This is a genomic window from Mycobacterium sp. VKM Ac-1816D (assembly GCF_000416385.1).
Lineage (GTDB): Bacteria > Actinomycetota > Actinomycetes > Mycobacteriales > Mycobacteriaceae > Mycobacterium > Mycobacterium neoaurum_A.
On sequence record NZ_AOHQ01000124.1, the window covers coordinates 117,352 to 142,669 of the forward strand.

At 67.6% G+C, this 25,318-nt stretch carries 24 protein-coding genes and 1 pseudogene; 9 read left to right on the plus strand and 16 right to left on the minus strand.

The genetic code is table 11. The features are described 5' to 3' along the window. Positions 1-9: 9 nt before the first annotated feature. The 3 genes from G154_RS08020 to G154_RS08030 form a co-directional block, all read right to left on the minus strand. On the minus strand, positions 10-1,212 hold the full coding sequence (locus G154_RS08020) for a D-alanyl-D-alanine carboxypeptidase family protein (protein WP_023985412.1): 1,203 nt from the start codon (positions 1,210-1,212) through the stop codon (positions 10-12). A gap of 155 nt (positions 1,213-1,367) precedes the next feature. Beyond that, positions 1,368-2,753 carry an aspartate aminotransferase family protein gene (locus tag G154_RS08025; RefSeq protein ID WP_019510116.1) on the minus strand — a complete coding sequence of 462 codons (1,386 nt, stop codon included), beginning with the start codon at positions 2,751-2,753 and terminating at the stop codon, positions 1,368-1,370. Further along, positions 2,750-3,271 (minus strand): Lrp/AsnC family transcriptional regulator, encoded by a 522-nt coding sequence (locus tag G154_RS08030; protein ID WP_019510115.1) that lies wholly within the window; start codon positions 3,269-3,271, stop codon positions 2,750-2,752. Before G154_RS08030 ends, G154_RS08025 begins: the two co-directional genes overlap by 4 nt. A gap of 100 nt (positions 3,272-3,371) precedes the next feature. Here G154_RS08030 and G154_RS08035 point away from each other — a divergent pair, with 100 nt between their 5' ends. Beyond that, positions 3,372-4,862, plus strand: coding sequence for a gamma-aminobutyraldehyde dehydrogenase (locus G154_RS08035; protein WP_019510114.1), 1,491 nt, complete (start codon positions 3,372-3,374; stop codon positions 4,860-4,862). Positions 4,863-4,917: 55 nt separating this feature from the next. On the opposite strand, the gene G154_RS08040 is transcribed toward G154_RS08035, so the two are convergent. After that, the gene (locus G154_RS08040; protein WP_019510113.1) at positions 4,918-5,778 is read right to left on the minus strand and encodes a universal stress protein; all 861 of its coding nucleotides are present in this window, start codon (positions 5,776-5,778) and stop codon (positions 4,918-4,920) included. 21 nt (positions 5,779-5,799) lie between these two features. Continuing rightward, on the minus strand, positions 5,800-7,308 hold the full coding sequence (locus G154_RS08045) for an APC family permease (RefSeq protein WP_019510112.1): 1,509 nt from the start codon (positions 7,306-7,308) through the stop codon (positions 5,800-5,802). 115 nt (positions 7,309-7,423) lie between these two features. Here G154_RS08045 and sigJ point away from each other — a divergent pair, with 115 nt between their 5' ends. Continuing rightward, positions 7,424-8,359: an RNA polymerase sigma factor SigJ gene (sigJ, locus tag G154_RS08050; RefSeq protein WP_019510111.1), complete on the plus strand. Its 936-nt coding sequence runs from the start codon at positions 7,424-7,426 to the stop codon at positions 8,357-8,359. Here the strand turns inward: sigJ and G154_RS08055 are convergent. Continuing rightward, positions 8,298-8,909 (minus strand): annotated as a pseudogene (locus G154_RS08055) (carboxymuconolactone decarboxylase family protein); the annotation flags it as partial. The gene sigJ and the pseudogene G154_RS08055 overlap by 62 nt on opposite strands. A 69-nt stretch (positions 8,910-8,978) precedes the next feature. Here G154_RS08055 and G154_RS08060 point away from each other — a divergent pair. Both G154_RS08060 and G154_RS08065 read left to right on the plus strand, forming a co-directional pair. After that, positions 8,979-10,076 (plus strand): AI-2E family transporter, encoded by a 1,098-nt coding sequence (locus G154_RS08060; RefSeq protein ID WP_031601370.1) that lies wholly within the window; start codon positions 8,979-8,981, stop codon positions 10,074-10,076. 118 nt (positions 10,077-10,194) lie between these two features. Next, positions 10,195-11,094, plus strand: coding sequence for an endonuclease domain-containing protein (locus G154_RS08065; RefSeq protein WP_019510108.1), 900 nt, complete (start codon positions 10,195-10,197; stop codon positions 11,092-11,094). Positions 11,095-11,116: 22 nt separating this feature from the next. On the opposite strand, the gene G154_RS08070 is transcribed toward G154_RS08065, so the two are convergent. The 4 genes from G154_RS08070 to sdhC are packed head-to-tail and all read right to left on the minus strand — an operon-like array spanning position 11,117 to position 14,556. Further along, positions 11,117-11,896, minus strand: a complete 780-nt coding sequence (locus G154_RS08070; RefSeq protein WP_019510107.1) for a succinate dehydrogenase iron-sulfur subunit — start codon at positions 11,894-11,896, stop codon at positions 11,117-11,119. Next, entirely contained in the window at positions 11,896-13,650 is a 1,755-nt protein-coding gene (gene sdhA, locus G154_RS08075; RefSeq protein ID WP_019510106.1) for a succinate dehydrogenase flavoprotein subunit, read from the minus strand. Before sdhA ends, G154_RS08070 begins: the two co-directional genes overlap by 1 nt. A gap of 13 nt (positions 13,651-13,663) precedes the next feature. Next, positions 13,664-14,131 carry a succinate dehydrogenase hydrophobic membrane anchor subunit gene (locus tag G154_RS08080; RefSeq protein ID WP_019510105.1) on the minus strand — a complete coding sequence of 156 codons (468 nt, stop codon included), beginning with the start codon at positions 14,129-14,131 and terminating at the stop codon, positions 13,664-13,666. Then, complete coding sequence (sdhC, locus tag G154_RS08085; protein ID WP_019510104.1) at positions 14,128-14,556, minus strand: succinate dehydrogenase, cytochrome b556 subunit; 429 nt, start codon at positions 14,554-14,556, stop codon at positions 14,128-14,130. Before sdhC ends, G154_RS08080 begins: the two co-directional genes overlap by 4 nt. Before the next feature lie 213 nt (positions 14,557-14,769). On the opposite strand from sdhC, the gene G154_RS08090 reads away from it, so the two are divergent. The 3 genes from G154_RS08090 (at position 14,770) to G154_RS08100 (ending at position 17,590) form a co-directional block, all read left to right on the plus strand. Then, positions 14,770-15,171 carry a cytidine deaminase gene (locus G154_RS08090; RefSeq protein WP_023985415.1) on the plus strand — a complete coding sequence of 134 codons (402 nt, stop codon included), beginning with the start codon at positions 14,770-14,772 and terminating at the stop codon, positions 15,169-15,171. Continuing rightward, complete coding sequence (locus G154_RS08095; RefSeq protein WP_019510102.1) at positions 15,164-16,435, plus strand: thymidine phosphorylase; 1,272 nt, start codon at positions 15,164-15,166, stop codon at positions 16,433-16,435. The genes G154_RS08090 and G154_RS08095 overlap by 8 nt, the downstream gene beginning before the upstream one ends. 66 nt (positions 16,436-16,501) lie before the next feature. Next, a complete protein-coding gene (locus tag G154_RS08100) occupies positions 16,502-17,590 on the plus strand; it encodes an adenosine deaminase (protein ID WP_023985416.1) in 1,089 nt (362 codons plus the stop codon). 48 nt (positions 17,591-17,638) lie between these two features. On the opposite strand, the gene G154_RS08105 is transcribed toward G154_RS08100, so the two are convergent. The 3 genes from G154_RS08105 to G154_RS08115 form a co-directional block, all read right to left on the minus strand. Further along, the gene (locus G154_RS08105; protein ID WP_019510100.1) at positions 17,639-18,907 is read right to left on the minus strand and encodes a hypothetical protein; all 1,269 of its coding nucleotides are present in this window, start codon (positions 18,905-18,907) and stop codon (positions 17,639-17,641) included. 64 nt (positions 18,908-18,971) lie between these two features. Next, complete coding sequence (locus G154_RS08110; protein ID WP_019510099.1) at positions 18,972-19,973, minus strand: NlpC/P60 family protein; 1,002 nt, start codon at positions 19,971-19,973, stop codon at positions 18,972-18,974. Position 19,974: 1 nt separating this feature from the next. Beyond that, positions 19,975-20,265: a hypothetical protein gene (locus G154_RS08115; RefSeq protein ID WP_131701298.1), complete on the minus strand. Its 291-nt coding sequence runs from the start codon at positions 20,263-20,265 to the stop codon at positions 19,975-19,977. Positions 20,266-20,351: 86 nt separating this feature from the next. Here G154_RS08115 and upp point away from each other — a divergent pair, with 86 nt between their 5' ends. Next, complete coding sequence (upp, locus tag G154_RS08120; RefSeq protein ID WP_019510097.1) at positions 20,352-20,984, plus strand: uracil phosphoribosyltransferase; 633 nt, start codon at positions 20,352-20,354, stop codon at positions 20,982-20,984. On the opposite strand, the gene G154_RS08125 is transcribed toward upp, so the two are convergent. Together G154_RS08125 and G154_RS08130 are read right to left on the minus strand one after the other, a co-directional pair. Beyond that, the gene (locus tag G154_RS08125; RefSeq protein WP_019510096.1) at positions 20,985-22,559 is read right to left on the minus strand and encodes a phospho-sugar mutase; all 1,575 of its coding nucleotides are present in this window, start codon (positions 22,557-22,559) and stop codon (positions 20,985-20,987) included. It lies immediately after the preceding gene. Further along, on the minus strand, positions 22,556-23,005 hold the full coding sequence (locus G154_RS08130) for a MarR family winged helix-turn-helix transcriptional regulator (protein ID WP_019510095.1): 450 nt from the start codon (positions 23,003-23,005) through the stop codon (positions 22,556-22,558). The genes G154_RS08125 and G154_RS08130 overlap by 4 nt, the downstream gene beginning before the upstream one ends. A 92-nt stretch (positions 23,006-23,097) precedes the next feature. Here G154_RS08130 and G154_RS08135 point away from each other — a divergent pair, with 92 nt between their 5' ends. Next, positions 23,098-24,183, plus strand: coding sequence for an AbrB family transcriptional regulator (locus tag G154_RS08135; protein WP_234713041.1), 1,086 nt, complete (start codon positions 23,098-23,100; stop codon positions 24,181-24,183). On the opposite strand, the gene G154_RS08140 is transcribed toward G154_RS08135, so the two are convergent. Beyond that, positions 24,180-25,313: an NAD(P)/FAD-dependent oxidoreductase gene (locus G154_RS08140; protein ID WP_031601373.1), complete on the minus strand. Its 1,134-nt coding sequence runs from the start codon at positions 25,311-25,313 to the stop codon at positions 24,180-24,182. The two genes, G154_RS08135 and G154_RS08140, sit on opposite strands and share 4 nt — an antisense overlap. Positions 25,314-25,318 lie beyond the last annotated feature (5 nt).

Here is a 25,318-nt window from a genome sequence, read left to right on the forward strand (position 1 = left end):
CGTGCGGGCTCAGGCGCGCTGGCGGTTCATCGACCGGGCCACCATCATCAGGGCGAACACGATGATGGCGCCGACCAGCCCGACGCCGACGCGCACCGGCACGGTATCGGCGGGCGGCAGCGCAGTGGCGGCGACCGCGGTGGGGTCGGGTGCCTCTTCGGTTTTCGCGACGGCCAATGAGGGGTCGGCCTCGATGAGGGTGCCGACCTTGGTGCCCGGCGGGGTGGCGAACCCGTAGTCGAGCAGGCGGGCGGCCTGCTCCCACGGTGCGATGGGTACCCGAGTGCCCTTGAGCATCACGGCCACCAGCCGGCGGCCGTCACGTTCGGCTGCGCCCACGAACGTCTGGCCGGCGTCGTCGGTGTATCCGGTCTTGCCGCCGAGTGCGCCCGGGTAGTTGTACAACAGCTTGTTGTCGTTCTCCAGCTCGTAGGCGGGCCATGGGTATTTCTCGGTGCCAACGATTTTGGAGAAGGTGTCGTTCTGCCACGCGTAGCGGTAGAACAATCCGATGTCGTAGGCCGAGGTGCTCATCCCCGGGCCGTCCAGCCCAGACGGGGTGGCCGCGCGGGTGTCCCGCGCCCCGAGCTTGCGCGCCAGCGTGTTGACCTTCTGCAGCGCGGTGTCCATCCCGCCGAGCTGCATCGCCAGCGCGTGTGCGGCGTCGTTGCCGGACACCATCAGCAGCCCGTGCAGCAGGTCGTTGATCGTGTACCGCTCGCCGTTCTTGACCCCGACGCGGCTGCCCTCGGCGTGCTCGTCGCCCTCGGTGCCGTTCACGATGCGGTTGATGGGCAGTTCCTGGATGGACTGCATCGCGACGAGCACCTTGATGATGCTGGCCGGACGATGCCTGCCGTGCGGATCCTTGGCGGCGATGACCTCACCGGTGTCCAGATCGGCAACCAACCATGCCTCGGCGGAGACATCCTCGGGCACCGGGCCGGTACCTGCGGCGGTCACGATGCCGCAACCGCCGAGAGCCTCGCCGCCCAACGGCGTCGCGGGAACGGGCAGCGCGCCCGGGGTTGGGTCACCCGGCTTGGGGACCTCCGAGGCGTCGACCGCCGGCGGTGTCGTGGTGCGGTACGGGCAGGGGTCCGGCGCCGGTTCCGCACCCGCCAGCGGCGCGCTGACCAGCGCGGGACCCGCCAGCATCAGTGCCGCGGTGACCGCGCAAGTAACTCGGCGCAACGTCGCGAAGGAAGCCATGATGACTGCAGATTAGGAGACCGCGGACCGATTTTCGGCTCGCCACGCTGTGGCTGATGTGACTTATGTGATTAATGTGATTTAACGCCGACGACGGTGCATCCGGATCGAGCGAGATGGCGATTTCTCGATCCGGGTGCACCGTCGATGGGGGGTCAGAGTCGGCGCGCGGCCTCGGACAGCACGTTGTGCAGGATGTCGTAGATCGCGTCGAATTCGGCCTGCCCGCTGATCAGCGGCGGTGCCAGCTGCACCACTGGGTCGCCACGGTCGTCGGCGCGGCAGTACAGCCCCGCCTCCCACAGCGCCGGAGTCAGGAATCCGCGCAGCAGCCGCTCGGACTCGTCGTCGTCGAAGGTCTCCTTGGTGGCCTTGTCTTTGACCAGTTCGATGCCGTAGAAGAAACCTTCGCCACGCACATCGCCGACGATCGGCAGATCGTAGAGCTTCTCCAGGGTCGCCTTGAATGCCGGCGCATTCTGCTTGACGTGGTCGTTGATGCCTTCGCGCTCGAAGATGTCGAGGTTGGCCAGGGCGACGGCCGCCGAGACTGGATGTCCGCCGAAGGTGTAGCCGTGGCCGAAGACCGTCTTACCGTCGTCGAAAGGCTCGAACAGCCGGTCGCTGGCGATCATCGCGCCCAGCGGTGAGTAGCCGGACGTCAAACCCTTGGCGCTGGTGATGATGTCGGGCACATAGCCGAAGTCGTCACAGGCGAACATCGAGCCGATCCGGCCGTAGGCGCAGATGACCTCGTCGGAGACCAGCAGCACGTCGTATTCGCCGCAGATCTCGCGGACGCGCTCGAAGTATCCCGGCGGCGGCGGGAAGCACCCGCCGGCGTTCTGCACCGGTTCCAGGAAGACCGCGGCGACGGTGTCGGGGCCCTCGAACTCGATGGCCTCGGCGATGCGGTCGGCGCAGTACCGGCCGAAGGCCTTCTCGTCGTGCGCGAACGGCTCGGGCGCGCGGTAGAAGTTGGTGTTCGGCGCGCGGAAGCCACCCGGGGTCAGCGGCTCGAATGGGGCCTTGAAGGCGGGGATGCCGGTGATCGCGAGCGCGCCCTGAGGAGTGCCGTGGTAAGCGATGGACCGCGAAACCACCTTGTGCTTACCGGGTTTGCCGGTGAGCTTGAAGAACTGCTTGGCCAGCTTCCAGGCGGACTCGACTGCCTCGCCACCGCCGGTGGTGAAGAACACCCGGTTCAGATCGCCCGGGGCGTAATTGGCCACCCGTTCGGCCAGCTCGATGGCCGTCGGCGTCGCATAGGACCACAGCGGGAAGAACGCCAGCTGCTGGGCCTGCTTGGCCGCGGCCGCAGCCAGTTCCTCACGGCCGTGGCCGACCTGGACGACGAACAGCCCGGACAGGCCGTCGATATAGCTGTTGCCCTTGTCGTCGAAGATGCGGGTGCCTTCGCCGCGGGTGATGATCGGCGGGGTGATATCGGCGCCGTGGCGCGCGAAGTGCCCCCACAGGTGGCGCTGGGCCTTGGCGGCCAGATCGCCGGTGGTCTTCGTCGTTGTTTCGGTGATAGTCATCTAGTGCCCCAGTTGTATTGCTGCTTAACGAGTTTCAAGTAAACCAACGTTTCGGTGGATATCACTCCCGGGACGGCGCGGATCTTGGTGTTGAGGAGGTCGAGCAGGTCGCCGTCGTCCTCGCAGACCACCTCGACGATGGCGTCGAAGGTGCCGGCGGTCAGCACCACGTAGTCGACGGATTCCAGTTGGGCCAGCTTCTCGGCGACCTTGGTCGTGTCGCCGGTGCAGCGGATGCCGATCATGGCCTGGCGTGCGAAGCCCAGTTGCATCGGGTCGGTGACCGCGACGATCTGCATGACGCCGGCGTCCACCATGCGCTGCACGCGCTGGCGCACCGCGGCTTCCGACAGTCCCACCGCCTTACCGATGCCGGCGTAGGAACGTCGGCCGTCCTGCTGCAGCTTCTCGATGATGGCCTTGGACAGTTCGTCGAGCTGGAAGGCGGCCCCCGGGCGCGAATGGTTGATTCGCAATGACACGGCGGAGGGGCCGGGCGGAGAGTCCGGGTGCGACATGCCTTGATTGTGCACGGAATCCGTCGTTACAAGCAACCATTTGTATGAAATCAGGTGTTGGCCATGCCATTGATCGCCGGAATGCGTAGCCTTGGCGCTCGTGAGTGCTCAAAAACCTGCCATCGCCGGCAGTTGGATCAATGGTGCAGCAATAACCACGACGGGGCCGAGCTTCGACGTCATCAACCCCGCCACCGGGGCGGTGGTCACCACATATGCCCTGGCCACCCCCGCCGATGTGGACGCCGCGGTGGCTGCCGCGCGCGCCGCCCAACCCGCCTGGGCCGCCGCACCGCCGGTCGAGCGGGCCGGTGTGCTGGCCAAACTGGCCGAGCTGATGGATGCCGCCGCCGACACGTTCATCGCCGAAGAGGTCGCCCAATGCGGTAAGCCCGTGCGGCTGGCCACCGAGTTCGACGTCCCCGGCAGTATCGACAACATCGCCTTCTTCGCGGGTGCCGCACGCCACCTGGAGGGCAAGGCCAGTGCCGAGTATTCGGCCGACCACACCTCGACCATCCGGCGGGAGGCCGTCGGCGTCGTCGCGACGATCACGCCGTGGAACTACCCGCTGCAGATGGCGGTCTGGAAGGTCATTCCGGCGCTCGCCGCGGGCTGCGCGGTGGTCATCAAACCCGCCGAGATCACCCCGCTGACGACGCTGACGCTGGCCCGCATCGCCACCGAAGCGGGCTTGCCCGCCGGGATACTCAACGTCGTCACCGGTGCGGGTGCCGATGTCGGGACCGCGCTGGCCGGGCACCCCGATGTGGATGTGGTGACCTTCACCGGGTCGACCCCGGTGGGGCGCAAGGTGATGGCCGCCGCCGCGTTGCATGGTCATCGCACGCAGCTCGAACTCGGCGGCAAGGCGCCGTTCGTGGTGTTCGACGACGCGGACCTCGACGCGGCCATCCAGGGCGCGGTGGCCGGTGCGCTGATCAACAGCGGACAGGACTGCACAGCGGCGACCAGGGCCATCGTCGCGCGTGACCTCTACGACGATTTCGTGGCCGGTGTCGGCGAGGTGATGAGCAAGATCGTCGTCGGCGATCCGCACGACAAGGACACCGATCTGGGTCCGCTGATCACCTACGCACACCGCGAGAAGGTGGCCGCGATGGTCTCCCGTGCCCCCGATCAGGGCGGGCGCATCGTCACCGGCGGTGTCATTCCGGACCTGCCCGGTGCGTTCTACCGGCCGACGCTCATCGCCGATGTGTCGGAGGCTTGCGAGGTGTACCGCGACGAGATCTTCGGCCCGGTCCTCACCGTGCGGGCGTTCACCGATGACGACGACGCGCTGCGTCAGGCCAACGACACCGCCTACGGTCTGGCAGCCTCGGCCTGGACGCGTGACGTGTACCGGGCGCAGCGCGCCTCGCGGGAGATCAACGCCGGTTGTGTGTGGATCAACGACCACATCCCGATCATCTCCGAGATGCCGCACGGCGGTGTCGGGGCGTCCGGGTTCGGTAAAGACATGAGCCAGTACAGCTTCGAGGAATACCTGACCATCAAGCATGTGATGAGCGATATCACCGGGGTGGCCGACAAGGAGTGGCACCGGACGATCTTCGCGTCTCGGTAAGGCGCGGTTTGTGGAGTTTCAGCCGCCACGGTGGCGGCTGAAACTCCACAAACCACTACTCGTCGCGGGGGATGACGATCACCGGGGCATCGGTACCGGCGAGGATGCGCGAGGCCGTCGAGCCGAGGAAGATCCGCTTGGGCGCGGCGAACCGGCTGGAGCCGACCACCAGGAGGTCGTCGTCATCCCAGTTGAGTTTCTTCAGTGCCGACTCCAACGTCATACCGTCGGCGACCAGCGATTCGATATCCGGCGAATCCGGCAGCGCGCGGGCGGCCACCGCCAGATTCTCCTGCGCGGCGGCAATCTGCACGGCCCGCAGTTCCTTGAGATCCTCTGCCTCGGAAAGGTTTTCAGCCGATACCAGCGACACCATCCGGATCGGCAGGTTCGCCGCGCTGGCCAGCGTGATGGCGAACGGTAGGGGATTGTCGTCGCCGGGCCTGCTCGGCACCGCTGCGGTCACCGCGGCGATGGTCTCGGGTGCGTCGTCGGCGTAGCCGCGCGGGGCGAGCGCCACCGGGATGGGCGAACTGTGCAACAGCGCGCTGGACACCGGCCCGATGACGTGACCGCCGAAGAAGCCGTCACGAGCGCCGCCGACCACGATCAGGTCGGAAGAATGGCTCTCGGCAAACCGTAACAATTCCTCGGCAAAAGACTCTCCGACAAGGACATTGGCGTTGACCGACTTGGCCGCACCGGTCAGCGCGCCGACCGCCTTGGTGATCCACTGCTTGCCCTTTTCGAGCAGTAACTCCTGATACTGTGCGCGGCCGGGATGCCCGTCGGGCAGTTCCTCGCGCACGACGAGCACCACGTCGACATCGGCGTCGAAGGTGCGGGCCAGTGCGGCCGCCAGGGCGACACCGTCGTCGCCGGTGGGGGTGGCCAGGTAACCGACCGTCAGATGCATGGTGCTGCCTGCGCTTTCGTATCAGTACACATCGGGAACCTTGACCTCGGTATCGGCGGTGAGCGTCTCGCCGCGGAAGAAGCGCTTGGTGCCGAACGCGAAGCACGCGAGCATCAGCGGTACCCCCAGGACCAGCATGCCGACGCCGAGCACGAACACCCCGCCCACCGGACCGAAGGCGGTGTAACCGTAGTCGGGGGCGATCATGTCCTTGGCGCTGATACCGAAGGCGACCGCCATGGCCAGCCCGCCGAGAAGCGGGAAAATGCCGCGGAAGAACAGGTTTCGCGCCGAGGTGAACAGGGTCCGGCGGAAGTACCAGACACAGGCGAACGCGGTGATGCCGTAGTAGAACGCGACCGCCAGTCCCAGTGAGGCAACCGAGTCCGCCAGGGCGTTCTCCGAGAGGAATGTGAGCACCAGATAGAAGAACAGCGCCATCGCTCCCATCACGATGGTGCCGAACGCCGGTGTCATGTACTTGGGGTGGACGCTGGCAAACCGCTTGGGCAGCGCCTCGTAGACCGCCATCGAAAGGGTGCCGCGAGCGGTCGGCAGGATGGTGGTCTGCGTCGAGGACAGCGCCGATACCGACACCGTCAGCAGCAGCAGCGAGGCCAGGACCGGACCACCCACCGGTGCGCCGAGCACGGTCAGGACATCGTCGGTGTTGTTCGGGTTGTTCAGCCCGATTCCCACCACGCTGAAACCGGCGAACGACTGGACCGCATAGGCCACCAGCACATAGGTGCACACCAGGATCAGCGTGGTGATGACGGCAGCGATACCTGGTGTGCGGCCGGGATCCTTGGTCTCCTCGCCGACGGCCAGGCAGGCGTCCCAGCCCCAGTAGATGAAGACGCACAGGATGATCGCTGCGGCGATGGAGGAGACGTCCAGACCCGACGGCCACAGCCAGGACAGTGCCGGGCTGACCGCCTGTGCGCCTGCGGTGTTGCCGAACACCCGGATCAGGGCCCAGATGCTGGCGACGATCAGCACGCCGAACTGGATGGCGATGAGGACGTTCTGCATCTTCTCCGAGACGACCACTCCGCGGGCGCTGACCAACGTCATGGAGATGATGAAGAACGAACCGAGCGCGACCTTGGCGTACAAATTGTCCGCCAGCGCGTCCTGGCCGAGGAATTTGAACAGGTAGACCGCGGCGATCTCGGCGACGTTGGCGAGGACGATGATCGCCGAGACGGCCAGCCCCCAGCCGCCGATCCAGCCGATCCACGGTCCGAAGGCCTTGGTTCCCCAGGTGAAGGTGGTGCCGCAGTCCGGAGTGTCCTGGGACAGCTCCTTGTAGGCGAAGGCCACCAGCAGCATCGGGATGAACGCCAGGACGAACATGGCTGGAGCCTTGTCGCCGACGTGAAGCACCACATATCCCAGCGTCGCCGCCAGGCTGTAGGCCGGCGCCACCGCCGCCAGCCCGATCACCACGTTGCCCACCAGACCCAGCGCGCCGGCCTGCAGACCCTTGTCCGTGGTCACCGGGGTCGGCTGTTCCGCGATTGCCATGCGCGTGAATATACGGTTTCCGTTGTCTGGAGGGGGTGATACGACGAAAAGGTTTTCATTGGGGTAACAAGGCAACGAAATCAATACATCGGCAGTCGGTTCTAGACTCGGTGCCATGACGGCCGAAGCCTGGACCGCGGAGTTCGAGGAGCTGCGGCCGCATCTGCTCGCCATCGGGTACCGGTTGACCGGAACATACGCCGATGCCGAGGACATCGTCCAGGATGCGTGGCTGCGCAGGCAGCGAACCGCCGAACCCATCGCCGACTTGCGCGCCTGGCTCACCACCGTGGTCAGCCACCTGGGCCTGGACACCCTGCGCTCGGCCACCCATCGCCGGGTCAGCTATGTCGGGGAATGGCTTCCCGAACCGGTGGTCACTCCGGTGTCCGGGAACGACCCCTTGGAGCAGGTGGTGGCCGGTGAAGATGCGCGGTTCGCGGCGATGGTGGTGCTGGAGCGGCTCACCCCCGAACAACGCGTCACCTTCGTCCTGCACGACGGTTTCGGTGTGCCCTTCGACGAGATCGCTGCCGTGCTGGCCACCACCGCCGCCGCGGCCCGCCAGCTGGCGTCGCGGGCTCGCCGCGCCGTGGCGGCCGCCCCGCCGCCGGAGGACGTCGACACCCACAACGAGGTGGCCGGCCGGCTGACGGCCGCGCTCGCCGCCGGCGATCTGGACGCCGTCGTCGCGCTGCTCCATCCCGACATCACCTTCACCGGTGACGCCAATCGCCGCGCGCCGACGGCCCCGAACGTCATCCGCGGACCGCAAAAGGTGGCGCGCTTCCTGTTCGGGCTCGCGAAGCGGTACGGCCCGAACTGGCAGGCGGGCAGTCAGCCGGTGCTCATCAACGGTGAGCTCGGTACCTACACGCCCGGCGCGCCTGCCGTCGACGGCTACCCCGAGCTGATGCCGCGCATCACCGCGCTGACGATCACCGGCGGGCTCGTGGCCGCGGTCTGGGATATTGCCAACCCGGACAAGTTCACCGCGTCTCCGCTTCGCCGGCATCTGCCCACGGAACCCGGCAGGCATCCCCGGAGCTGAACCCCTGCTCGGTGATGCCCAGCGCCGAGTACATCCGGGCCCGCATATTCTCCAGGCCGATCTGGTAGGTCAGTTCGATCACCCCGGCGTCGCCGAATCTGGTGCGCAGATCGGCCACCTGCTCGTCGGTGACGATGTGCGGGTCGGTGCTCATGGCGTCGGCGTAGGCGATCGCGGCGCGCTCGTCGGCGTCGAACAGCGGCGAGGTCGCGTAGTCGTCGATGGTCGTGAGCCGCGCGACGTCCAGACCGTCGAGGCGCTGCAGCATGGATCCGAAGTCCACACACCACGAGCACCCGATGGTGCGTGCGGTCCAGAACACCGCCAGCTCGCGGACTCCGGCGGGCACGGTATTCGACCCGGCCTGGACCAACATCTCGTGGACGCCGTTGGCCACGAGCAGCCGCCGGTGGTGGGCGGCGACAGTGAACGGTTGCGGGACTTCGCCGAACTTCCGTTTGGCGATGCGGTAGAGCATCCGGGTGAACAGTCCGGCGTCGGCGGGGTGCAGGGCAGCGATTCTGGGCGTCATACCCGTCAGACGACACGGCGGGTCGATTTGTGACCGAGGTGCTAGTTCGAAACGGGTGCGTGCGGGTAGAGATGAAGCGTGACTGACATGCTGCCGAGCCGGGGCTCGGTGTTCGGTGCCCACCTTCGATCGGCCGCGACGGTCTCCGTCCAGATTGTCGCGGTGTCGGCGGCCCTGTGGATCCTGGCCTGGGTGGTCGGCGAGGCGTGGGTGATCATCCTGCCGGTCGCGCTGGCCGTGGTGGTCTGCACCGTGCTGTGGCCGCCGGTGCGCTGGATGCGGTCCAAGGGCGTCCCGCCCGCGGCGGCGGCGCTGCTGATGCTCTTGGTGGCGATCGGGGTGATCGCGGGCATGATCGCGGCGGTGGCGCCCGCGATCGTCGAGCAGTCGACCGAACTGGCCGAGCAGGCAACCGCCGGTGTGGTCCAGGTCCGGGACTGGTTGGGCGGCCCGCCGCTCAATATCAGCGAGGCGCAACTGGATTCGGCTGTCACCGCGATCAACGACCAGTTGAACTCCAGCAGCAGCCAGATCGCGAGCGGCGTGTTCACCGGCGTCGGTGCGGCCACCTCGGCGTTGGTGACCCTGTTCACCACCATCGTGGTGTTGTTCTTCCTGCTCAAGGATGGCCCGCGATTCATCCCGTGGCTGCGGCGCTCGGTCGGGCATCCCGGCGCGCGGCATCTGGCCGAGGTGCTGGCACGGATTTGGGACACATTGGGCGGGTTCATCCGCACCCAGGCGCTGGTGAGCCTGGTGGACGCCGTGCTGATCGGGGTCGGCCTGGTGATCCTGGGCGTGCCGCTGGCCTACGCCTTGGCCATCATCACCTTCATCGGCGGATTCGTACCGATCGTGGGTGCCTTCGTCGCGGGCGGCCTGGCCGTCCTGATCGCGTTGGTCGCCAACGGGCCGATCAACGCGCTGCTGGTGCTCGGCGTCATCATCGCGGTGCAGCAGCTGGAGGGCAACGTGCTGCAGCCGTGGCTGCAGTCGAAGTCGATGAAGCTGCACGCGGTGATCGTGCTGCTGGCGGTGACCCTCGGGGCATCGACGTTCGGTGTCATCGGCGCGTTCCTGGCGGTGCCGGTGGCCGCGGCGGTCGCGGTGATCATCAGGTACTACGACGAGCAGGTGGCCGAGATGGCGGGGGAGAACATCGGGCCGGAGCCCCCGCCCGAGTAGCGCCGAGTGTGAGTCCTGCCAATCTGAAGTAGATGGCGCGATTGGCCTGATTTTTCGCCAACTGGTTCAGATTCGGTAGAGGTGGAACCTGCGAACGTTTCGCTGCGTCTGGATCCATATGGTGTTTCTTGGTTCGGAGGCGCTGGCGGCCGGGGCGGTCACCCGGCATCAGCTTTCCCATCACCACGAGATGTTGCACCGTGACGTGTACGTTGCCCGCGGCTTCGAACTGACCCCGGTCGACAAAGCACGCGCGGCGTGGCTCTGGTCGCGACGCCGGGGTGTGGCAGCTGGGCTGTCTGCGGCAGCGCTGCACGGCTGCAAGTGGATCGACGCCGCCGAGCCGGCCGAACTCAATCAGCGCAGCCAGCACAAGGTGGCTGGCATCGTGCTGCATTGTGAGCGACTGGACGCAGCCGAGATCAGCGTCGTCCAGGGCATACCTGCGACGACGCCGGCCCGGACCGCGTTCGACCTCGGGCGTCGACGTGGCCCGGTGAGTGCTGTGCTGCGGGTCGACGCGTTACTACAGGCAACGAAGCTCGCTCTCACGGACGTGCATGCGCTCATCGGTTCGCATGGCGGCGCCCGCGGAGTCGTCCAACTCCGGTACGTGCTCGCACTCGCCGATGACGGGGCCGAGTCGCCACAGGAGACCCGGTTGCGCTTGGTTCTGACGAAGGCAGGGATGCGACCGTCGCGAACCCAGATCGAGGTGTACGACGAATACCGCTTCATCGGACGCCTCGACATGGGGTGGCCCGAGTGGAAGGTCGGCGTCCAGTACGACGGTGCACAGCATTGGACCGATCCCAGGCAGCGCGCGTGGGACATCGAACAGGATTCGCGGTACCGGGAACTGGGGTGGCGGATCATCCGGGTGGACGCCGATCTACTCCGCCGCCGTCAACAGACGATAACCCGCCGCGTGCGAGCAGATTTGGATGCCGCCGGTGCACCCGAACAGCTGCCCAACATGAAAAAGATGGCGAGATTTCTGGGAAATCTCGCCATCTAGTTCAGACTCGGGGCGGAAAAACCTAGCGCGCGAACATCAGGGCGCGCTTGACCTCTTGGATCGCCTGGGTGACCTGGATGCCACGTGGGCAGGCCTCGGTGCAGTTGAAGGTGGTGCGGCAGCGCCACACACCGTCGACCTCGTTGAGGATGTCGAGGCGCTCGGCGGCACCCTCGTCGCGCGAGTCGAAGATGAAGCGGTGCGCGTTGACGATCGCGGCGGGTCCGAAGTAGGACCCCTCGCTCCAGTACACCGGGCACGAGGTGGTGCAGCACGCGCACAGGATGCACTTGGTGGTGTCGTCGAAGCGGGCGCGGTCGGTCGCGCTCTGGACGCGCTCCTTGGTGGGGGCGTTGCCGCTGGTGATCAGGAACGGCTTCACCGCGCGGTAGGCGTCGAAGAAGGGCTCCATGTTCACGATCAGATCCTTTTCCACGGGCAGCCCGCGGATCGGCTCGATGGTGATGGTCAGCGCTTTGGAAGCCTTCTTGGGCAGCAGGTCCCGCATCAGCACCTTGCACGCCAACCGGTTCACCCCGTTGATACGCATGGCATCCGAGCCGCACACCCCGTGCGCGCAGGACCTGCGGAACGTCAGTGTGCCGTCGAGGTACCACTTCACGTAGTGCAGCAGGTTCAGCAGCCGGTCACTCGGCAGGCACGGGACCCGGAAGCTCTGGTAGCCGGCCTCGTCGGGGGCATCCGGGTTGAACCGGGCGATCTTCAGCGTGACCATCACCGCGCCGTCGGGGACGGGCGGCAGCTCGGGGCTCTTGGTGTCGGGTTCAATGACAGCAGTCATCAGTACTTCCGTTCCATCGGCTCGTAGCGGGTCTGGACCACGGGCTTGTAGTCCAACCGGATATCGCTCAGCAGATCGGTGCCCTCTTTGTAGGCCATCGTGTGACGCATGTAGTTGGTGTCATCGCGGTTCGGGTAGTCCTCACGCGCGTGGCCGCCACGAGATTCCTTGCGGTTCAACGCACCGACGACAGTCACCTCGGCCAGCTCCAGCAGGAAGCCGAGCTCGATGGCCTCCAGCAGGTCGCTGTTGTAGCGCTTGCCCTTGTCCTGCACCGTGATCCGCGAGTAACGCTCCTTGAGCGCATGGATGTCGGTCAGGGCCTGCTTCAGCGTTTCCTCGGTGCGGAACACGGCGGCGTTGTTGTCCATCGACTGCTGCAGAGCCGTGCGGATGTCGGCGACGCGCTCGTTGCCGTGCTCGGAGAGGATGTCGCCGACCCAGTCGACGACCATGTTCGCCGGGTTCTCCGGCATGTCGACGTGGTTGTGGTTGAGCGCGTACTCGGCGGCCGCGATGCCGGCGCGACGGCCGAACACGTTGATGTCGAGCAGCGAGTTGGTGCCCAGCCGGTTGGAGCCGTGCACCGACACGCACGCGCATTCCCCTGCGGCGTACAGGCCGGGGATGACGTTGGTGTTGTCGCGCAGCACCTGGCCGTTGACGTTGGTCGGGATGCCGCCCATCACGTAGTGGCAGGTGGGGTAGACCGGCACCAGTTCGGTCACCGGATCCACACCCAGGTAGGTCCGCGCGAACTCGGTGATATCGGGCAGCTTGGCCTCGAGCACGTCCTCACCGAGGTGGCGCACGTCGATGTAGACGTAGTCCTTGTTCGGTCCGGCGCCGCGCCCTTCGAGCACCTCGAGCACCATCGAGCGGGCGACGATGTCACGCGGGGCCAGGTCGACGATGGTCGGGGCGTAGCGCTCCATGAAACGCTCACCGTCGGCGTTGAGCAGACGTCCGCCCTCACCGCGCACGGCCTCGGAGATCAGGATGCCCAGCCCGGCAAGACCTGTCGGGTGGAACTGGTGGAACTCCATGTCCTCCAGGGGCAGTCCCTTGCGGAAGATGATGCCCAGGCCGTCACCGGTGAGGGTGTGCGCGTTGGAGGTGGTCTTGTACATCCGCCCCGACCCACCGGTGGCGAAGACGATCGCCTTGGCGTGGAAGACGTGGATGTCACCGGTGGCCAGCTCGTAGGCGACCACACCGGTGGCCACCGGGCCGCCGGGGGTTTCGGTCAGGACGACGTCGAGGGCGTAGAACTCGTTGAAGAACTCGACATCGTGCTTGACGCAGTTTTGGTACAGGGTCTGCAGGATCATGTGGCCGGTGCGGTCGGCGGCGTAACAGGCCCGGCGCACCGGGGCCTTGCCGTGGTCACGGGTGTGACCACCGAAGCGGCGCTGGTCGATGCGGCCCTCGGGGGTGCGGTTGAACGGCATCCCCATCTTCTCCAGGTCATAGACCGCGTCGATGGCTTCCTTGCACATGATCTCGACGGCGTCCTGGTCGGCGAGGTAATCCCCACCCTTGACGGTGTCGAAGGTGTGCCATTCCCAGTTGTCTTCCTCGACGTTGGCCAGCGCCGCGCACATGCCGCCCTGGGCTGCGCCGGTGTGACTGCGGGTCGGGTAGAGCTTGGTCAGCACGGCGGTGCGGGCGCGCGGTCCGGCCTCGACGGCGGCACGCATACCCGCGCCGCCGGCACCGACGATGACGACGTCATAACGATGTTCTTGAATCATCTTGCGTCCCTAGCTAGATATTGGCGTCGAACGTGACGAGCACGTAGCTGCCCAGCACCAGTGTGAAGCCGGTGGCCAACAGCAGCAGCGAGTTCAGCCAGAACTTGGTGGTGTTCTTGCGGGCGTAGTCACCGATGATGGTGCGCATGCCGTTGGCGCCGTGGATCATGGCCAGCCACAGCAGCGCCATGTCCCAGATCTGCCAGAACGGCGAGGCCCAGCGCTCGGCGACATAGTTGAAGTCGATGCGGTACACGCCGTCTTCCCAGAGCAGCATGATGAACAGGTGGCCCAGCGCCAGGAAGACCAGGGCGACGCCGGAGAACCGCATGAACAGCCAGGCGTACTTCTCGAAGTACGGGATGCCGCGCGGCCTGCGCGGTGCGCGCGGGTGATCGAGGCTCGCCGGCCGGTCGTGCTCTTTCTCCTGCACCGGGGCGATGCGCCCCTCCTTGTGGTGCGGAGTCCAGGCCTCGCTCACAGGAACCGCTCCGCCATGTGCATACCGATCACTCCCAGGGACGGGATCATCACGGCCAGCCAGACGCCGGCGATGACCCACAACATCTTGCGCTGATACTTGGGCCCCTTGGCCCAGAAGTCGATGAGGATGACCCGGATGCCGTTGAGTGCGTGATACAGCACTGCGGCCACGAGGCCGATCTCCATGAGCCCGATGATCGGCGTCTTGTAGGTCTCGATGATCGAGTTGTACGCCTCGGGGCTGACCCGGACCAGTGCGGTGTCGAGCACGTGCACCAGTAGGAAGAAGAAGATCGTGGCACCGGTGATGCGATGCAACACCCAGCTCCACATGCCTGGGTCGCCGCGGTACAGACTGCGGCGGCGCGCCGGTTTCGATCGCGGTGCCGGGATATCGGATTCCGCGGCCGTGGCTGTGCTCATTGAGTCCTCCAACGCCTTCGGTGGACGGTTGGGGAGAAGGCTGATTCCTACCCCAAACCTCGGGGCGACTCTAATCCCATTTGGGGCCGCCGAAGAACTAGCCTGGGTGCGCGGGCGCCCCTTGTACCACAAAGTTAGGGTTACCTACCTTGGTTCACCCTCCGGCGGTGGGCGTGTTCGGAATGCATTCAGATGAAGATGAACGGACATCGAATGACTGCTGAAATCGATTGGATTGCGCTGCGCGGCAACGCAATTGATGCTTCCTTGCGGGCGTACGCGCCATACTCCGGCTTTCCCGTCGGGGCTGCGGCAATAGCCGATGACGGCAGAATAATCCTCGGATGCAATGTGGAGAATGTCTCATATGGCCTAGGTCTCTGTGCCGAGTGCGCTGTGGTCTGCGCCCTGCATTCCAGCGGTGGCGGACGGCTGATCGCGCTGAGCTGTGTGGCCGCCGACGGGGCGCCGCTGATGCCATGTGGTCGGTGCCGGCAGGTGCTCTACGAGCACGGCGGACCGGATATGTTGGTCGACCATCCAGCCGGCCCGAAACGGCTCGCCGAACTGCTGCCCGACGCTTTCGGCCCTGACGATCTGGAGCGCAATGTTTGACGCTCCGTCGATCATCCGGACCAAGCGCGACGGCGGTGTGCTCGCCGATGCGGCCATCGACTGGGTGATCGACGGCTACACCCGCGGGGCGGTGGCCGACGAGCAGATGTCGGCGTTGCTGATGGCGATCTTCCTGCGCGGCATGACATCGGCGGAGATCACCCGCTGGACCGCGGCGATGATCGATTCCGGCGAACGCTTCGACTTCGGCGATCTCGGACGTCCGACGGTCGACAAACACTCCACCGGCGGCGTCGGAGACAAGATCACCATCCCCCTGGTACCGGTGGTACTGGCTTGTGGCGCAGCGGTTCCGCAGGCCGCCGGCCGCGGGCTCGGTCACACCGGCGGCACCCTGGACAAGCTGGAGTCCATCGCCGGATTCACCGCCGAGCTGTCCAAGGCTCAGATCCGCGGTCAGTTGGCCGGAGTGGGGGCGGCGATCTTCGCCGCCGGTGAGCTGGCCCCGGCGGACCGCAAGATCTATGCGCTGCGCGACATCACGGCCACCACCGAGTCACTGCCGTTGATCGCCAGCTCGGTGATGAGCAAGAAGCTCGCCGAGGGAGCCTCCTCGTTGGTGCTCGACGTCAAGGTCGGCAAGGGCGCGTTCCTCAAGACCGAGGCCGAATCCCGCGAATTGGCCGCGACCATGGTGGAACTCGGCAATGCCAGTGGTGTGCCGACCCGGGCGCTGCTGACCGATATGAACCGGCCATTGGGCCGCACGGTCGGCAACGCGCTGGAGGTGGCCGAGTCCCTGGAGGTGCTCGCCGGTGGCGGACCGGACGATGTCGTCGAGCTGACCGTCGCGCTGGCCGTCGAGATGCTCGCCACCGCGGGCATCGAGGATGTCGATCCCGCGCGGACGCTGAACGACGGCACCGCCATGGATCGGTTCCGTGAGCTCGTCGCCGCCCAGGGCGGAGATCTCACTGCGCCCCTGCCGATCGGCGCGCATGCCGAGACGGTGACCGCCGGCGCCGGTGGCGTGATGGGCGATATCGACGCGATGTCGGTGGCGATGGCGGCCTGGCGGCTCGGGGCCGGTCGGGCGGCGCCCGGTCAGCCGGTGCAGTTCGGCGCCGGGGTGCGCATCCACCGGCGGCCCGGAGATCCGGTCGCCGCGGGCGAGACTCTGTTCACCCTCTACACCGACACCCCCGAACGCGTGGCGCCGGCGCTGGCCGAGCTCGACGGCGGATGGAGCGTGGGCACGCAGCCGCCGCGGATCGGGCCGCTGATCATCGACCGGATCGGTTGATGGCGCGCGGGCGACGGTTCGGTTAACTGGGCGGCGCCCGGTTGCGTGAGCGAGGAAGATGGACAGATGAGCACGCCATTGACGCTGGACCTCATCAAACAGGCTCCCAAGGCCCTCCTGCACGACCACCTCGACGGCGGGCTCCGGCCCGCGACGGTGCTGGACTTGGCCGAGCAGACCGGCTATGCGGACCTGCCTGCCACCGACGCCGACGAGTTGGCCACCTTCTTCCGCACCGCCGCCCACAGCGGTTCGCTGGTGCGCTATCTGGAGCCGTTCGCGCACACCGTCGGGGTGATGCAGACGCCGGAGGCACTGCACCGGGTGGCCTACGAGTGTGTCGAAGATTTGGCCGAGGACAACGTGGTCTACGCCGAGGTGCGCTTCGCACCCGAACTGCATATCGACGGGGGACTGTCCCTCGACGCGGTCGTCGACGCCGTGCTCGACGGGTTCGCCGAGGGGGAGAAGGCCGCCGCCGGCGCCGGTCGCCCCATCGTGGTGCGCTGCCTGGTGACCGCCATGCGGCACGCCGCTCGCTCTCGGGAGATCGCCGAGCTGGCGGTGCGGTTCCGCGACCGCGGGGTCGTCGGTTTCGACATCGCCGGCGCCGAGGCCGGATATCCGCCGAGTCGGCACCTGGACGCCTTCGAGTACATGCGAAGTAACAACGCGCGCTTCACCATTCACGCCGGCGAGGCATTCGGCCTGCCGTCTATCCACGAGGCCATCGCCTTCTGTGGCGCCGACCGACTCGGCCACGGCGTGCGCATCGCCGACGACATCACGGTGTCCGAGGACGGCACCTTGGAGCTCGGGCGATTGGCGGCGCTGCTGCGGGACAAGCGAATTCCGTTGGAGCTCTGCCCGAGCTCCAACGTGCAAACCGGCGCGGTGGACAGCATCGCCGAGCACCCGTTCGATCTGCTGGCGCGGGCGCGGTTCCGGGTCACGGTGAACACCGACAACAGGCTGATGAGTGACACGACCATGAGCCAGGAGATGCTGCGCCTGGTCGAGGCGTTCGGCTACGGCTGGAGCGACCTGGAACGGTTCACCATCAATGCCATGAAGTCGTCGTTCCTGCATTTCGACGAACGGCTGGCGCTGATCGACGGGGTGATCAAACCGCGGTACGCGGTGCTGATCGGCTGACGGTTTGCGGAGTCTCGGCCGCCACCAGAGCGGCTGAGACTCCACAAATCACTCGGTCCGCAGGCGCGATTCGACGAAGCGCTCCAGCGCCTCCCATTGTTCGACGGCCTTCGCCGTCGAACCCTTGGGCCGCGGCTTGGCGGGATCGAGCACGTGCGCGACGAACGAACCCAGCGGCTGATCGGCGGCCAGCGACTTGGACACGATGGGGTCCTCGGCGTAGTCACCGACGTCGTTGAGCAGTTCCAGCGCGAGATCCAGCTGGTCGCGATCCACGGCCTCCGGGCCGTCGGCGATATCGTCGACCAGACCGGAGAGCACGTAGATGTTCTCGTCGGTGACCTCGACGCGCAGCGACCCGTCGGTGGCGGCGGTGCGGATGATCTCGTACGAGCTGAACCCGGAAAGGTCGCTCTCGTGCTCGTCGGCCAGGTAGCGGGCCAACGTCCGTTCGGAGCTGAACACGCTGATGCGACCGTTGCGGCCGAGGAAACGGGGATCGTCACCGACATAGCAGCGCAGCGTGTACAGGGTTCCGCTGCTGGTGATGATGCGGATCGGATCGATGCCCACCTGGGTCCAGAAGTCGTCGTCGCTGCCGAGGACCTGGCGTTCGGCCTCGGCCTCGAGCGCGTCTTCCTCCTCCTCGGTGTCGACCACGCCCTCGATGACCACGTCCTCGTCGTCGTCCTCGATGAGGATGTCGTCCATCTCGGGGGCGGGTTCGTCCAGCTCGGCGGCGGCCTTGGCCGATTCCGCCTGGTTCACCTCGGGTGTGCTGACCAGTTCGTCGATGGTGTCGACCACCCCGTCCCAGGCCCGGCCGATCACCGCCTCGATCTCGGTCCAGCGCTTGCGCCCCGCGCGGCCCTCGAAGGCCTCGATACCGCCACCGAGGGTGCCCAGCACCGGGTTGCCGTTGAAGAACTTGGTGATGGTGGGCAGTTCGCACACCGATCCGATGGCCGAGACCAGCGCCAGCGCACCGTGCAGGGTGGCCACCGAATCGGCGGTCGGCTTCTCGGCGACGAGCTCGGGAACCCCGATCAGATCGTGCCGCCGCTCCTCGGTCGGATCGAAGCGGTGTGCGTTGGCCTTGACGAGCTTGTCCCAGGCCGGGTGATCGGTGAGATCGTTGTCGTCGTTCGTCCGGACGAACGCGGCGAGGTCGGCGACGGACTCGAAGGCGTAGATGTCCTCGTCCTTGCCGAGGAATGCCTCCCATTCGTCACCTGCATCGCGCCAGCGCGGAGCCCACAGGGTGTACAGGTCGCCATTGGTCAGTCCGAGCCGGACCGGCACGATGTCAGCCGCCATGGCGCATAGCGTAACGATGCATGCTGAGCGGTTCCGGGCCACACCCGGCTGGGCGCCGAACCGGTCATGCGGTGGGACGCCAGAAACCCTGGAATCCCTGACCGGCATTGGTCGTCCGGACGGGGGAGAGCTGGACCGGATCACCCGCCTCGATCATGGTGTTGTTGCCGACGATCATCGCGACGTGACCGTCCCAGACGGCCAGATCGCCGGGGCGCAGCGACCCGGCGTCCACCGCCGCCCCGATGTCTTGTTCCTGGGCCAGCCGCGGGATGTCCAGACCGGCCTCCCGGTAGGCCCACTGCGTCAGCCCACTGCAGTCCAGCCCGACCCCGGCCGTCGTGCCACCCCACTGGTAGGGCACCCCGAGCTGGGTGAGGGCGTGGCGCACCGCGCCGGCCGCCACGGCATTCGGGGCTGCCACGGTGCTGCCGTCGGGCAGGCGGACGGCCTCGCCCGCCCCGAACTGTGCGGCATCCGGCGCCTCGATCTGTCGGTGCGCGGCGAGTACCGCGTCGGCGAGCCCGGAACCCGGACGGGCGCCCCCGGCCGAACCGGTCGCCACCGGACCCAGGCCGGCCGGTGCGAGCGCCGGCGGTGGCGTGGCCAGGTTCTGCGCACCGCCTGCCAGCCGGCCGCGGAGATCGCCGACCAGCCCGTTTGCGGCGGCGTGCGCACGTTGAGCCTCGTCGGCGACCACCTCGGCGCCACCGGGCTGGGCCTGCAGGGCCGCGGCACGCGTCTCGAAGTCGGTGATCAGCCGTTCGAGTTCGGCCCGCACCCCGGTGACGGTCCCGGCGGCCTCGTCGATCTCGGCGCCCAACGCACCGAGATGCTCGGCGAGGGCGTGCAGCGCATCGGAGACCTCGCGCAGATATCCCGAGGCCGCCGATGCGGCGGGGCCGGACCAGGACTGCGGTAGGGCGTCGGCCAGGCGACCGAGCGCCGCTGCGGTCTCGGACAACCGGGACCCCAGCACGGCCAGTTCGGCATCGGGACGCGCGGGCGCGCCCGGCCCGAGCTGTGCGAGCAGATGATGCAGCGGGGTGCTGAGCGCGGTGGGCATGTCAGAGCGCGAGCCGCATCGCGGACAGCCGGTCGGTGTCCAGATAGTCCGCGGCTGTGCGCGCGGTGGTGTCGCCCGCGGCGCCCAGGGCGGCAGCGAGCCGATGCGTCAGCTGCGCCGCCGCCTCCAGGGCGCCGGTGAGGGCGGCCACGAAGTCGGTCCCGACCGGACCGAGCGCACCGGCGCAGGCCGCGGCGGCCCCTGGGAGCTCGGCCGCGACCGCGTCGAGGTCGGTGGACAACCGGGCCAGTTCGACGGCCCGGATTCCGATGGCCGCGGTATCAGCGAACATGTCGTTATGACGCAGCCGATGCCGGATCGGTTCCATCCGGTTTTCGGGTGCGGGTCCGCCCCGGGTGCCGACTAGTCTCTGTGCCCATGGGTCACCTCAACGTCCAGATCGTCGATCACCCGTTGGCTGCCGCCCGGCTGACCGCCCTGCGCGATGAGCGCACCGACAACGCCGCCTTCCGGTCGGCGTTGCGGGACCTGACCCTGATGCTGGTCTACGAGGCCACCCGCGAGGCGGCGACCGAGTCGATCCCGGTGCGTACCCCGTTGACCGAGACGGCCGGCGCCCGGTTGGCCAATCCGCCGCTGCTGGTGCCGGTGTTGCGGGCCGGACTGGGCATGGTCGACCAGGCACATGCGCTGATTCCGGAGGCCCAAGTCGGGTTCGTCGGGATCGCTCGCAACGAGGAGACCCACCAGCCCACCCCGTACCTGGCGTCGCTGCCCGACGATCTGCGCGGCCGTTCGGTTTTCGTGCTCGACCCGATGCTGGCCACCGGCGGATCGATGGCCCATACCCTGGGTCTGTTGCGTGACCGCAATGCCGACGACATCACCGCCATCTGCGTGGTGTGCGCGCCCGAAGGTATCGCGGCACTGGAAGAGGCCGCGCCAGGTATCCGACTGATCACCGCTGCCGTGGACGACGGGCTGAACGAGATCGCCTATATCGTACCGGGATTGGGTGACGCCGGTGACCGGCAGTTCGGTCCGCGCTGACTAGAACCGCTCGACGACCGAGCGCACCGCGGCACCCAGCGTCGCGGCCTCCGCGCGGGCCGCGGCCAGGTCATCGGTACGAGGCCGGCGAATCTCGATATAGGACTTCAGCTTCGGCTCGGTGCCCGATGGTCGCACCACCACGCGCACCCCGTCGCCGGTGAAGAGCAACGCGTCGGTGCGCTGCTGACCGCGGCGCAGGTCCAGATCCTCGACGGTGACCGGCACGGCCGCGAGCTCGAGGGGCGGATCGGCCCGTAGCCGGGCCATCGCGGCATCGGCATCATCGACGCGCCGGGAGACGGCCAGCGTCAGGTGCACACCGCAGCGACGGGCAAGGTCGTCGAGCGCGTCGTGTGGGGTACGCCCCTGTGCCCGCAGGGCGGTCACCAGGTCACACGCCAGCACCGCGGCGCTGATTCCGTCCTTGTCCCGCACGGTGTCCGGGTCCACACAGTGCCCGATGGCCTCTTCGTAGGCGTAGATCAGTCCGGAGCCTGCCCGCGCCAGCCATTTGAACCCGGTCAGCGTCTCGGCGTGCCGGGCACCGTAACCCGCGGCGATGGCCGCGAGCATGCGTGAGGACACCACGGTGCTGGCGACCAGCGCCTGGTCCGGTGCGGGGTGCCGAGAAAGAAGATAATCGCCCAGTAGCCAACCGGTTTCGTCACCACTGAGCATGCGCCAACCGCTGGGGGTCGGGATGCCGACGGCACACCGATCCGCATCGGGGTCCAGCGCGATCGCGATATCGGCCGCCACGTCCGCGGCGAGTGCCAACAGGCGATCGGTGGCGCCGGGCTCCTCGGGGTTGGGGAAGGCGACGGTGGGGAAGTCCGGATCCGGTGCGAACTGCGACGCCACGATGTGCACATCGTCGATACCCGCCAACGCCAATGCGTCCAAAGCGAATTCACCCCCCACGCCGTGCAGCGGGGTCAACGCCACGCGGACCGAGCCGGCCGCACGACGCACCTTCGCGGCCTGCTCGAGGTATGCGGTGATCAGGTCGGCGCCGGCGGGCGGCACCGGAGTACGGGGTATCTCGTCGGCATGCGGGGCGCGGGCGACAGTGGACTCGATCTCGCGATCGGTGGGCGAGATGATCTGCATCCCGCCGTCGCCGTACACCTTGTAGCCGTTGTCGGCGGCCGGGTTGTGCGATGCGGTGATCTGAACCCCGGCGGCCGCACCGAGCCTGCGGACTGCGAACGCCACCACCGGTGTCGGTGTCGGTGTGTACAGATGGGTGACGGAGAATCCCTCGGCGGCAAGCACTTCGGCTGCGGCGATGGCGAACTGCTCGGACCCGTGCCGGGCGTCGCGGCCCACCACGACCGGCGATCCGGCCAAGCAGCGGTCCTTGAGTACTTGGGCCAGCGCCCAGGTGGTGCGCAGTACGACCGCCAGGTTCATGGCATCCGGTCCGCCCCGTACCGGCCCGCGCAGGCCCGCGGTGCCGAAGGTCAGCGGGTGGGCGAACCGGCGGGCGAGCTCGGCATCATCGCAGGCGGACAGCTCGGCTGCGGTGACCGGATCCGGGTCGTGGGCGATCCAGTCCTGCGGCTGTGTCATGCCCCGATTGTGCCCGGTTCGGCATCGGCCAGCTTGCGCAGTACCGGGGCCACCAGCATCAGCAGGTCGAACTCCAGATCGGTGAGGTTCTCCCGCATCGAGCGGTGCAACCAGGCATCGCGTTCGGCACGATCGGTGGCCAGCAACCGTGCTCCGGCCTCGGTCAGCTCCACCAGCTGCCTTCTGCGGTCGCCGTCGTCGGTCCGTCGCGAGGCAAGGCCCGCGGTGACCAGTCCGTTGATGCTGTCGGTCAGTGACTGCACCCGCACATGCATCCGGGCGGCGAGCTCGGCGGGGGTGGCCGCCCCGGTACGGGTCACCTCGGCCAGCACCTGCATCTGGCTCAGGGTGAGGCCATGGTCGGGTCGATGGCGACGCAGCTGGCGGGCCACGGCCATCACCGACTCGCGTAACTCCGTCGCGGCGGTGCCGTCGGAAGCACTCATAAACCAAGTTATACCTGATCAATTCATGGTCTATCTGCTGTTTGCGATCTTTAATTACCAAGTTCATACTTGCTATATGAGGAGGTGGCGGATTGGCTGAGGCGCTGCGTTCGACGGCGAAATGGCTGGTGCTGGCTGTGGTCAGCGTCGGTGTGACCGTGGGATTCACCGCCCTCGGCGTCCCGTCGGCGGCGCTGTTCGCCGCACTGGTCGTCGGTATCGGCTTGGCGTTGACGTCATTCGCTCCCGCCGGGATACCGCGTCGGGCAGGCATGGCCGCCCAGGGTGTCCTCGGTGTCTACATCGGGACGATGGTCTCCCCGGACGCCGCGGCCGCCCTGGGTCCGGACTGGCCGGTGGTCCTGGCGATCGTGGTCGCGACGCTGGCCCTGAGCGTGCTGGCCGGGGCGTTGTTGGGGCTGCGCCGCGATATCAGCCCGCTGACGGGTTCGCTGGCCCTGACGGCCGGCGGAGCCTCCGGCCTGGTCGCCATCGCCAGGGAGCTCGGCGGTGACGAACGCGTCGTCTCGGTGGTGCAGTATCTGCGGGTCGGGGTGGTGACCGCATCCATGCCGCTGGTGGTGACGTTGATCTTCCACGCCGACAAGTCGCATCCGGGCGTGTCTCCGCTCGGCGAAACCGGCGCGGCGCCTTGGTATCTCAGCGTCGCGATCATGGCGGCGCTGATCATGGTCGGTGCGCTGGTCGGCAGGTTGATCCGGCTACCGGGCGCGGGCCTGCTCGGACCGCTGGCGCTGACCGTCGGCCTCGAGCTCAGCGGCTACTCGTTCGGCCTGACGGTTCCCGTCGTTCTCGTCGAACTCGGCTACCTGCTGATCGGGTGGCAGGCCGGGCTGGCGTTCACCCGGGAGTCCCTGCGTTCGGTGGGCCGTGCGCTGCCCGCCGCGCTGGCGCTGATCGTGCTGCTGACCGTCGCCACCGCGGGCCTTGGTGTGCTGCTGGCCCACTTCACCGGTCTGAGCCTGCTGGAGGGATACCTGGCGACCAGCCCCGGTGGGGTGTACGCGGTCTTGGCCACCGCCGTCGACACCGGATCCAACGTCACCTTCATCGTCGCGGCCCAGGTGGTGCGGATCCTGCTGATGCTGTTCGCGGCGCCGTTCCTGGCCAAGGGGATGGCCGCGCTGAGCAGGCGGCGATCCGTGGCGCACCTCTAGCGCCGGTCCACACCCGACAGCCGGTACGCCGCTGCCCGCCGAACGGCAGGAAGCGTGCCGGCCATCCGCAGCGCGGTGTTGCGTAGCCGGCGTCGCCCGGGTGGCACTGTCGCCAGATCGGTGAGCCTGCCCGCCAGCGCGATGACGCTTTCGGCGGTGCGCTTGCGCTCGGTGGCGTACGCATCGAGCAGGCTCTCCGGTGCCCCGTCCAGCACCCGGTCGAGCGCCTCGCCGGCGGTCACCGCGTCCTCGATACCCAGATTCATCCCCTGACCGCCGGCCGGCGAATGCACGTGGGCGGCATCGCCTGCCAACAGCATCCGGTCACTGCGGAACGTATCGGCGATCCGGTGATGCACGCGGAAACGCGAACTCCAGACGATCTGCTCGACGACGGCCCGCTGCGCCTGCGGTCCCCGCTCGTCCAGTAGGTGTTGGACGAAGGCGGCGTCGGGTTCGGCCGGTGCCTCGTCGACTGTGGCCACGATGCGGTGCCGCCCCTGGGGCAGCGGTGCCACGACCACCAGGCCGGCCGGTGAGAAGTAGAGAATGACCTCCTCGGCGCCCAGTCCCCCGGACAGGCGGACGTCGGCCAGGACGAACGCGTCGGCATAGGTACTGCCGGTGAACCCGATGCCGGCGCGCTCGCGCACCGTGCTGTGCAGACCGTCGGCGCCCAGGAGATAGCGGGCGCGGATCTCTCGGCCGTCGGCGCAGACGGCGGTGATGCCATCGCCATGCCGGCTGACGTCGGTCAGGGCAACCGGCCGCAGCACGTGTCCGCCGAGCTGTTCCAGGCGTCCGAGCAACAGGGCTTCGGTATCGGCCTGGGGGATCATCAATGTGTACGGATACGGGGTGGGGAGACGGCCGAACGGCACCGTTAGCAGAGTGGTGTCCCGATCGCGGATGCTGAATGCCGGTACCTGGATGCCCCGGGCCACCAGGTCGCGGGACACCGCGTAGGGGGCGAGCAGTTCCAGGGTGTGAGCGTGGACCACCGCGGCCCGGGAAGTGTTGGCGCCCGCTGCCTGGTCGTCGATCACCTGGACGCGGCGGCCCCGCTGGGTGAGCACGATCGCGGCGGTCAACCCGACCGGTCCCGCGCCGGCTATCAGGACATCGATCATCACCA

Bases quoted from the DNA above. Each gene is read 5' to 3' on its own strand.
- G154_RS08130 (WP_019510095.1), bottom strand. From the start codon at position 23,005: ATGAGTGCTTCCGACGGCACCGCCGCGACGGAGTTACGCGAGTCGGTG.
- G154_RS08095 (WP_019510102.1), top strand. From the start codon at position 15,164: ATGTTTGACGCTCCGTCGATCATCCGGACCAAGCGCGACGGCGGTGTG.
- G154_RS08045 (WP_019510112.1), bottom strand. From the start codon at position 7,308: ATGGCAATCGCGGAACAGCCGACCCCGGTGACCACGGACAAGGGTCTG.
- G154_RS08105 (WP_019510100.1), bottom strand. From the start codon at position 18,907: ATGGCGGCTGACATCGTGCCGGTCCGGCTCGGACTGACCAATGGCGAC.
- G154_RS08070 (WP_019510107.1), bottom strand. From the start codon at position 11,896: ATGACTGCTGTCATTGAACCCGACACCAAGAGCCCCGAGCTGCCGCCC.
- G154_RS08090 (WP_023985415.1), top strand. From the start codon at position 14,770: ATGACTGCTGAAATCGATTGGATTGCGCTGCGCGGCAACGCAATTGAT.
- G154_RS08100 (WP_023985416.1), top strand. From the start codon at position 16,502: ATGAGCACGCCATTGACGCTGGACCTCATCAAACAGGCTCCCAAGGCC.
- sdhA (WP_019510106.1), bottom strand. From the start codon at position 13,650: ATGATTCAAGAACATCGTTATGACGTCGTCATCGTCGGTGCCGGCGGC.
- upp (WP_019510097.1), top strand. From the start codon at position 20,352: ATGGGTCACCTCAACGTCCAGATCGTCGATCACCCGTTGGCTGCCGCC.
- G154_RS08030 (WP_019510115.1), bottom strand. From the start codon at position 3,271: ATGTCGCACCCGGACTCTCCGCCCGGCCCCTCCGCCGTGTCATTGCGA.
- G154_RS08115 (WP_131701298.1), bottom strand. From the start codon at position 20,265: ATGTTCGCTGATACCGCGGCCATCGGAATCCGGGCCGTCGAACTGGCC.
- sigJ (WP_019510111.1), top strand. From the start codon at position 7,424: ATGACGGCCGAAGCCTGGACCGCGGAGTTCGAGGAGCTGCGGCCGCAT.
- G154_RS08060 (WP_031601370.1), top strand. From the start codon at position 8,979: ATGCTGCCGAGCCGGGGCTCGGTGTTCGGTGCCCACCTTCGATCGGCC.
- G154_RS08025 (WP_019510116.1), bottom strand. From the start codon at position 2,753: ATGACTATCACCGAAACAACGACGAAGACCACCGGCGATCTGGCCGCC.
- G154_RS08110 (WP_019510099.1), bottom strand. From the start codon at position 19,973: ATGCCCACCGCGCTCAGCACCCCGCTGCATCATCTGCTCGCACAGCTC.
- G154_RS08040 (WP_019510113.1), bottom strand. From the start codon at position 5,778: ATGCATCTGACGGTCGGTTACCTGGCCACCCCCACCGGCGACGACGGT.
- sdhC (WP_019510104.1), bottom strand. From the start codon at position 14,556: ATGAGCACAGCCACGGCCGCGGAATCCGATATCCCGGCACCGCGATCG.
- G154_RS08065 (WP_019510108.1), top strand. From the start codon at position 10,195: ATGGTGTTTCTTGGTTCGGAGGCGCTGGCGGCCGGGGCGGTCACCCGG.
- G154_RS08125 (WP_019510096.1), bottom strand. From the start codon at position 22,559: ATGACACAGCCGCAGGACTGGATCGCCCACGACCCGGATCCGGTCACC.
- G154_RS08140 (WP_031601373.1), bottom strand. From the start codon at position 25,313: ATGATCGATGTCCTGATAGCCGGCGCGGGACCGGTCGGGTTGACCGCC.
- G154_RS08020 (WP_023985412.1), bottom strand. From the start codon at position 1,212: ATGGCTTCCTTCGCGACGTTGCGCCGAGTTACTTGCGCGGTCACCGCG.